8 protein-coding genes and 3 pseudogenes are annotated in these 7,942 nt (G+C 24.3%); 8 read left to right on the plus strand and 3 right to left on the minus strand.

Annotation, left to right across the window (positions count from 1 at the left end; all coding sequences use genetic code 11):
- Positions 1–421 (plus strand): annotated as a pseudogene (locus Q1J76_RS12390) (molecular chaperone HtpG); the annotation flags it as partial.
- A gap of 155 nt (positions 422–576) precedes the next feature.
- Here the strand turns inward: Q1J76_RS12390 and Q1J76_RS12395 are convergent.
- Positions 577–1,233, minus strand: coding sequence for a hypothetical protein (locus Q1J76_RS12395; RefSeq protein ID WP_300370993.1), 657 nt, complete (start codon positions 1,231–1,233; stop codon positions 577–579).
- A 12-nt stretch (positions 1,234–1,245) separates the two neighbouring features.
- Positions 1,246–1,671 (minus strand): PepSY-like domain-containing protein, encoded by a 426-nt coding sequence (locus Q1J76_RS12400; protein WP_300370996.1) that lies wholly within the window; start codon positions 1,669–1,671, stop codon positions 1,246–1,248.
- A gap of 339 nt (positions 1,672–2,010) precedes the next feature.
- Between Q1J76_RS12400 and Q1J76_RS12405 the strand changes: the two genes are divergently transcribed.
- From Q1J76_RS12405 to Q1J76_RS12420, 4 genes are all read left to right on the plus strand, one after another.
- Entirely contained in the window at positions 2,011–2,151 is a 141-nt protein-coding gene (locus Q1J76_RS12405) for a hypothetical protein (RefSeq protein WP_300370999.1), read from the plus strand.
- Complete coding sequence (locus tag Q1J76_RS12410) at positions 2,133–3,446, plus strand: hypothetical protein (RefSeq protein WP_300371002.1); 1,314 nt, start codon at positions 2,133–2,135, stop codon at positions 3,444–3,446. The genes Q1J76_RS12405 and Q1J76_RS12410 overlap by 19 nt, the downstream gene beginning before the upstream one ends.
- An 85-nt stretch (positions 3,447–3,531) precedes the next feature.
- Positions 3,532–4,461, plus strand: a complete 930-nt coding sequence (locus Q1J76_RS12415) for a sigma-70 family RNA polymerase sigma factor (protein WP_300371005.1) — start codon at positions 3,532–3,534, stop codon at positions 4,459–4,461.
- A 93-nt stretch (positions 4,462–4,554) separates the two neighbouring features.
- The gene (locus tag Q1J76_RS12420; RefSeq protein WP_300371008.1) at positions 4,555–5,418 is read left to right on the plus strand and encodes a hypothetical protein; all 864 of its coding nucleotides are present in this window, start codon (positions 4,555–4,557) and stop codon (positions 5,416–5,418) included.
- Positions 5,419–5,900: 482 nt separating this feature from the next.
- Here the strand turns inward: Q1J76_RS12420 and Q1J76_RS12625 are convergent.
- Positions 5,901–6,486: pseudogene (locus Q1J76_RS12625) on the minus strand (transporter substrate-binding domain-containing protein); the annotation flags it as partial.
- Between the two features lie 147 nt (positions 6,487–6,633).
- On the opposite strand from Q1J76_RS12625, the gene Q1J76_RS12435 reads away from it, so the two are divergent.
- From Q1J76_RS12435 to Q1J76_RS12445, 3 genes and pseudogenes are all read left to right on the plus strand, one after another.
- Positions 6,634–7,401, plus strand: coding sequence for a biotin--[acetyl-CoA-carboxylase] ligase (locus Q1J76_RS12435; RefSeq protein ID WP_300371014.1), 768 nt, complete (start codon positions 6,634–6,636; stop codon positions 7,399–7,401).
- Between the two features lie 16 nt (positions 7,402–7,417).
- Positions 7,418–7,657 (plus strand): hypothetical protein, encoded by a 240-nt coding sequence (locus Q1J76_RS12440; protein WP_300371017.1) that lies wholly within the window; start codon positions 7,418–7,420, stop codon positions 7,655–7,657.
- A 204-nt stretch (positions 7,658–7,861) separates the two neighbouring features.
- Positions 7,862–7,942: pseudogene (locus tag Q1J76_RS12445) on the plus strand (IS1595 family transposase); the annotation flags it as partial.

The following is a 7,942-nucleotide window of genomic DNA, read 5'->3' on the forward strand; positions in this document are numbered from 1 at the left end:
TGATAATAAAGATTCTGAAAACAAAGATGAAAATAAAGAATCTGCTAATAAAGATATACTTAATGCTATAAAAGAAGTATTGGGAACTGACAGAGTTGCTGAGGTAAGAGAAACAGACAGACTTAAAGAAAGCGTTGTATGTTTATCTAATAAAGAAGATTCTATCAGCTTTAATATGGCTAAAGTTCTTGCTGAAGCTGGAAGCAATATGTTTGGAATGAAGCCTGAAAGGGTATTGGAGATTAATACTTCTCATGATGTATTTAAAGCAATGGAAAAAGAATATCAGGCTAATAAAGTTTCTGAGACTTTCAAAGAGTACAGTGAACTTCTTTATGATGAGGCTTGCATACTTGAAGGACTCCCTCTTGAAGATCCTAAATTATTTGCAAGCAGAATGAGCAAATTGATGCTTAAATAAATTTATTATTACTTATATTAATGAAAAGGACTGCATAATAAATGCAGTCCTTTTTTAATGTCTTTTTATCCTTAAAAACTTAGGTTGGTATGACTTTTTTAATAATAAATATATATTACTATTAAGTCTTATTTTTTGTATATATACAGTGGTTTTTAAAAGAAAGAAGCATATCTGTATGCAAGATGTAAGCCTAAATTTAAATTACCATATCTTTCATTTTTAGCGAAACCTTTTCTATTTTTTATCATAAGTCCCCTATCATAACCTATATACATTCCAATAGCTATAGCCATATCCTCTCTGAAAAATATATTATAATCTGCAACAAATTTGAAATATGTTCTAGGAGTTCCACTAGAGTTATAACTATTATGTATTTTGCCATCATCAACAGAAATTGCTGGTTTATTTAAAGGAAATTTAGCTCCTATATCCAATCCTAAAGAAAAATTATCTATATATATTTTGGGCATAATACCTAAACTTATATTATGAGATTCATAAATATATTTCAGATTAAAATCAGGTTTATTTATATTTATTTTGTCGTATGAGTATCTCATTGTACCAAGAAAACTTATTTTAACTAAGTCGTTTATTCCCAAATAATATCCTATACCTATTCCAGCACCACCCTGAAAGTTTATAGTATTTTTTTCTACTTTATACTCTGATTTCCCACTATGAGGCATCATAATGCTAATACCTAAAGGTGCATTGAAATTAAAATCTAGTCCATGTCTTATTTGAGTATATGCATTTAGAGGTATTATTAAAATTGCTAATATAAATAAATATTTTTTTAACATATTGCTATATCCTTAATCATCAAATTTTTGTCCTAAAAGTTGTCCATTGTTGGAGTCTATATAAAGTTCCATCATATTATTCAGTTTTATTTCATATAGATTCCATTTATTTTTAATCTTTGTTATAACAGTATTTGGATAAGTTTTCATAATTGTATTTATTACAGGTTCTGGAAGTATATTGAAAGGTAATGCAGTGTAATTTCCTTCTATTTCTTTTAATTCTCCGTTTCTAAAGAATTCTATTTCAACACCATTATTTAATACAACTTCATATTTCTTTCTCTCCATCTCGGCATATATTATAGAAATATTTGGAAAGTATGTATTTATAAACTGAATTATATTGTTAGGTAGCTGTTCAGGTGGAATATATATATCATCTGCATTTACTGAAATCATTATAATAAAAAACAAAAGTACAATTTTTTTTATCATATAGGTTTTATATCCTTCATATACTTAAAAAACTAATCTTTTATTTATATAATTTTTTACTATGTACATATTATTATTCAGATTAGAATTTCGGTATATTTTATAATTGAAATAATTATTGATAAAAACAGAATATTTTTGCAGGAGCATATTTTTATAGATGACTGTAAATAATATTATTGTTTTTTATTATTTTCATTCATTTCAATGCTATATATACTAAATATAACAGAAATTGTATAAATGTCAATAAAATAATTAATGAAAAAATAAAAATAATATGGAAATTAATATAAAATGATATAAAATATTATTATTATTTGTTATTGGAAAAGTATCATGATAATAGATTTAAAAAAATATTCTTTAATAGATTTTCAGCAAATAAAAACTAATATCGAAACAATAATAGATATGAATTTTGATATTATAGTTATAAATGAGACAGCATACTTAGTTATGTGCCTTGTGAAAAGATAGAAGATGTTCTATTTTCATTGGAAGGTTCAAAATATATCGATTCTTCTTCGCTTTATGTAAGCAAATCTTTGATTTCTATCATTGAAAAACAATCAACTATAGATTTGAATAAACAGCATGCTGATATACATGATATTAATATTTTTTATTCATTGTATAAAAATTGCGAATTTGAAACTGACAAAGAATATTATGATAATCATTTTAAGGAATTGATATCCATAAGAAATATAGAGAGAATAGATTATCTTAAAGAGTTATTTAATAAATTAAAGTTGTTTACCACTCAAAATAAAGTAGATTTAGAATTGGCAAAGCTTATAGGAAATATTTTGACTGATATAGGAATCATAGAAAGATTGAATCTTATATATCATTTGAATTATATAAAACAGAATAATATATCCGATTTGAAAAATTATCATAATGTTAAGAAAGATGATCTTCTTTTTGCAGATATAATAGGTACTATAGTGAATATTTTAGAGAAAGAATATGAAGTTCATAATATATATAGTAATATACCATCTTTTAGTGATGATAATGTAATATGCCATAGTAATAGAATATTTATTATGATGGTAGAATTTTTATATTATTATAATGAAGAGATATCTAGATGTGTAGCCTCAAAATTAAGGGTGGATTATAAGAAGAAATATTATGAATATTATAATAAGATAGGTAAGAAGTATAATTTATTAACTAAAGCTGATAGAATAGAGGATATTTCCAAAGTAGGACTTAGAAAAATAGAACAAAATGAGATAAAACATTATGCTAGAGCAGCATTTTGGCATGATATAGCACTTGTTGATGTACTTCCTAATATACCTATTATAAGCAATAATGAAGGAGATAATCATTCAATATTAGGTTTTAATTTGCTTAAATACTGTATGGCACAAAATGAATATACATATACTACAGTAGGACTTCATCATGAATATTATGGATTTGGACATGGTATATTTACTAATATGTATAATAAGCAATTTTTGAATAAGAATTATAATAATATAGAAAATATATTGACTTATGATCCTAATGATATTTATGCTTTGAGTGCTTTATCATATTTTCCAGCTAAGGCTTTGGAGATAGTGGATTCTTATGACAGTTTATATATTAATGCTTCTAAAGATGGTAAAGAAAATATTGCTAATGAAGTAATAAATTATATGTATGAGAATTTTTTAGAGTATGATGTAAAGATAGATCCTATAATTTTTTATATATTCATAAGGTATTTAGAAAATATTAAGAAGATTTCTATATATGATTGTCCTTTATAATATAAAATTATCTATTTATTTTATACTTGACAATTTAGAAAAATCTTATATTCTATAGTAACGTTTGTTATTTTAGGGAAAGTAATTGTTAAAAAAAGATATTAATCAAGAGTATAAAGGTCCTGTTAGCGTATATTTAAAGCAAATAGGAGAAATAAGAAGACTCACTAAAGAAGAAGAACTTGATTTATGGCAGCGTCTTGAAGCTTGCCGAGAAGAAAGAGTATCATTAGAAAATAATAATGATGAGGAATCTTTTAAAAAAATAGAAAATATTGATAAAGAAATAAATTCTATACAGCATAAGTTAGTAAAATCTAATTTAAGACTTGTAATAAGTATAGCGAAAAGATATTATAACAGTGGTGTTCCTTTCATTGATATTATAGATGAGGGTAATATAGGACTTATAGAGGCAGTAAAAAGATTTGAATATAAAAAAGGATTTAAATTTTCTACTTATGGTGTTTGGTGGATAAAACAAAGTATAGTGAAAGAGATATCAAGCAAAAGACATATAATACGATTTCCTATGCATATAGCTAGATTGATAAAAAAAAGTATACAAACTTCAAAAGCTCTTACACAGCAATTAGGTAGAGATCCTACAATAGATGAAATAGCAAAAGAAATGAAAATAGATAGAAAAACTTTATCATATATTATGATCTTTACTCAGGATACTGCCAGTGTAGATTCATTTTTTAAGAATTCTGATAATAATGATATGACTACAATTATAGAAGATAAAAATTTTCCATCTCCGCATCAAAAAGCATTTATGGATAGTTTGAGAGATACATTAACAGAAGCTTTAAAATGTTTAGATGAAAAAGAGAGAACAGTTATTATTTCAAGATATGGTTTGTATGGTAAAGAAGCTAAAACTCTTGAAGATACAGGAAAAGAATTAAATATCACTAGAGAAAGAGTTAGACAAATACAGATAAAAGCTATAAAAAAGCTGGCAGGACTTAATTTATCAAAAGAATTAAAAAGTTTCCTATGGGATTAATTTTCACATCATAATTATTATATTTTTTTATTAAACAATTTATATTTTTACCGAAAAGTGAATATAATAATTTACAATCATGGATGGGAAATTATGTCTAACGAAATGAAAGCAAAATTAAAACCAATAATAATAATAGTAATATTACTTGTAATTTTGGTTGCAGGTTTCTTTATTGCTAAAAGTATATTAGGCTCTAATAATATACCTGTTTTAGATTTTGGAAATACTGAAACTAATAATATGACCGAAGATACTATAACTACAGATGATATATTCGGAGATAATATAACTCCAGAAGAAAAAGATTTTTTAGCTACTAATAATAATATATTATCTGATAATAATACTAATGTTCAATCAACAAATAATGATTCATCTATTAATCTTTCAGGCAGCGGATTATATGAGGCTGAAAATAATGGCAATATACCTGATATACCTCCTGCTTCAAAAACAAATAATAGCGGAAGTTCTGCATATACATATAATACTGAAAATTCTGTTTTGGTAACAAGTTCTAATACTCTTAGACCTAATAATACAGTTGAAGCAATTAGTGAAACTACTAATGTTAGAATAAGTTCATTCATTATAAATTATAATGATAGATTCATAGCTACTAGAAATAATCCTGTATTAATAACTTTAGCAGTAAAATCACCTGCAGAAGGTAGATATGCCAAAATAAGGGTATATGCTAGAAGAGTGAATAATAATTATCATATATTAAGCAAAGATTTAGTATTCTATTTACCTAAAATATATGTACTAGATGGTCAGGCACAAACTCAATTCTATTTTGCAGGAAGAACTTCTGCAAGTGGAAAGTATTTGCCTAGAGGAAGATATTTATTATATGCTGAAGCAGAAATTACAGATGCTAACGGCAAATCAGTCGGAAAAACAGGAAGATACCCTGTTCCTCAATGGAATTATGTTGTAACATTACAATAAAATATTTATTGTAGTAATGAAGCCCTAATATTAAATATTAGGGCTTTTTTATTAACTTAAATATATTTTAAGGAAGTATTATGTTAATAATAGGAAAATTATTTCCAAGCTAATCATATTCATATCTTTTATAATATTCAAAACCTATATGCTTATAAAAATTGTATGCATTTGTATTTTGTTCATTAACTTATATTCCCTTAATGGCATAATTATTTATAATTTTTACCTATTCCTTCACTATAATTGTAAGGGTAAAAAGCATATTTATTTTTTATCATACACAGTATGTTAACAATACTATCATCTTTTAAGAATAAATGTGTATCCTTTACAGATTTTACCATACAATATAAAGCTATCTATAATTGTATCATCTCGTTTTTTTTATTTATATATATTCATAATTTATTATTAAAAATTATTGGTATTAAGTTTTTATTAATTTTATAAATACCAATAATTATTTTTATTATTTAATTTTATTGGAAATTTTTCTCTATTAATTTTTCATAAGTACCATTTGTTATTATATGAGAAAGTCCTACATTAATTTTTTCTAAAAGTGCAGTATCTTCTTTTCTAACAGCAATGATATAATTTTCTTCTACATTATCTCTTTATACTAATTTTATATCATTATTATATTTAGCAAAATTTTTACAAGACTCTTTATCAAATACAATAGCATATATTTTATTTTCTTTTAATGCTAATATAACAGTAGCACCTGTATAGAATTTTTGATTATTAATTTCTTTTCTATCATTCATTATAGTATTTCCTGTAGTTTTATAACAACACATATATTTTTCCAGCTAAATAATCAAAAGTTTTTATAGTGTCATCATCTTTATGAACAAGTATGTCCTGATTTGATACATAATAAGGTTCTTAGAAATTAACAAATTGTTTTATTTCTCCTGATAATTTTGCAACTTCGATCATTATATCATAATCAAAACTAGATATCTATTAATTATCTAAATATACGAAAGTAGGAAAATCTACATCTATACCTACATATATAGATTTATTTTCTGTTTCTGATGCTTTATCATTACAGCTTTAGCCTCTTAATTTATTAAATTATAGCTATTTATAGTATTATCGTATAAAATAATACTATAATATTTTTTAGCCAAGAAGAAAATATCAATAAAATATAGTTATAATAATATTGATATAATGATTATTTAATTATATAATAATAAAATGAAAGTTAACATATTTACAGAAAAATTAAATACTAAAATATACGGACAAAATACTTTATTATATGAGTCGTTAGAAAGTACAAATAAAAAGATGATTGAAGATTTAAATATAGGAGTGAAATTAGAAGAAGGCAGTGTATATATAGCTTTAGTTCAAACATCAGGAAAAGGAAGTTACGGTAATAAATGGGAATCTAATAATAATTTAGGATTATGGTTTAGTATTTTAGTTTACTCTCCGTATAAGAAGCAGGCATTAAGTTTTTTACCTGGAATAGCTTTAAGCAAATGTTTAAGGGAAAAATATAATGTAAATGCTCATGTTAAATGGCCTAATGATGTTTTAGTTGCTAATAAAAAAATATCTGGAACTCTTATACAAGTTACTCCTATAGAAAATAGAAATGCATGCATTATAGGAACAGGTATTAATTTATATCAAACTAAAGAAGATTTTGATTTAAGTATAAGGGATAAAGCTACTTCATTATATATTGAAAGCAATAAAAAAATAGAATTGGATATTTTTTATAAAGATTTGATTTCTTATTTTGAAGACATCTATACAGGAGAAAAAGGTTTAGCTGATTATTTTATAGAGTATAGTAAAATGATAGGAAAAACTATAAAGGCTAGAAAAGATAATATTGAAATTTATGCTGAAGTTAAAGGCATAACAGAAGAAGGATATTTACAAGTTGAAGTTGATGGAAAATTAGAAACTTGGATATCAAGAGCTTCTTTAGATATAGATACAAATTATTAAAAAATGGAAGGTAGTTATGAAAAAACCAATACCGTATAAAAAACCTGAAGAGAAGAAACAATTAAATAAAAAGAAATTATTTATGCTTATTATACTTGAAATAATTATTATACTGCTTTCTATAGTTACAACTGCTATAATATCATTATTATTTGGAATCAATCCTTATATAAGTGCTGGTATAAGTGCTGCTATACTTGTGGTATTTAGTGTATTTGTGGCTAGAGAATTTTTGATTAGTATGAATAGTAAATAATTATAAAAAATACCTACCATATATAAAATGGGGTTTATTATGGTAGGCTTTTTAAGAAAACATATGATAAAAAATAAAAACAATCTGTAATGTATAGTATACTATGTATTGTTTTTGTCAATATTAATTTTTTAAATATTAAAAAAAACAACTATATAAATTTTGGGGCTGTCCTAGATAACTTAAATTTGTTATAATTTAGTTATGAAACGAAGTAAATTAAGCCGAGAAAAACAATTAAAGTTAATAGAACATTTTGTTGCAGGAACTACAGCCCGAACAGCT

Source organism: Brachyspira sp. (assembly GCF_029258575.1).
Taxonomy (GTDB): domain Bacteria; phylum Spirochaetota; class Brachyspiria; order Brachyspirales; family Brachyspiraceae; genus Brachyspira.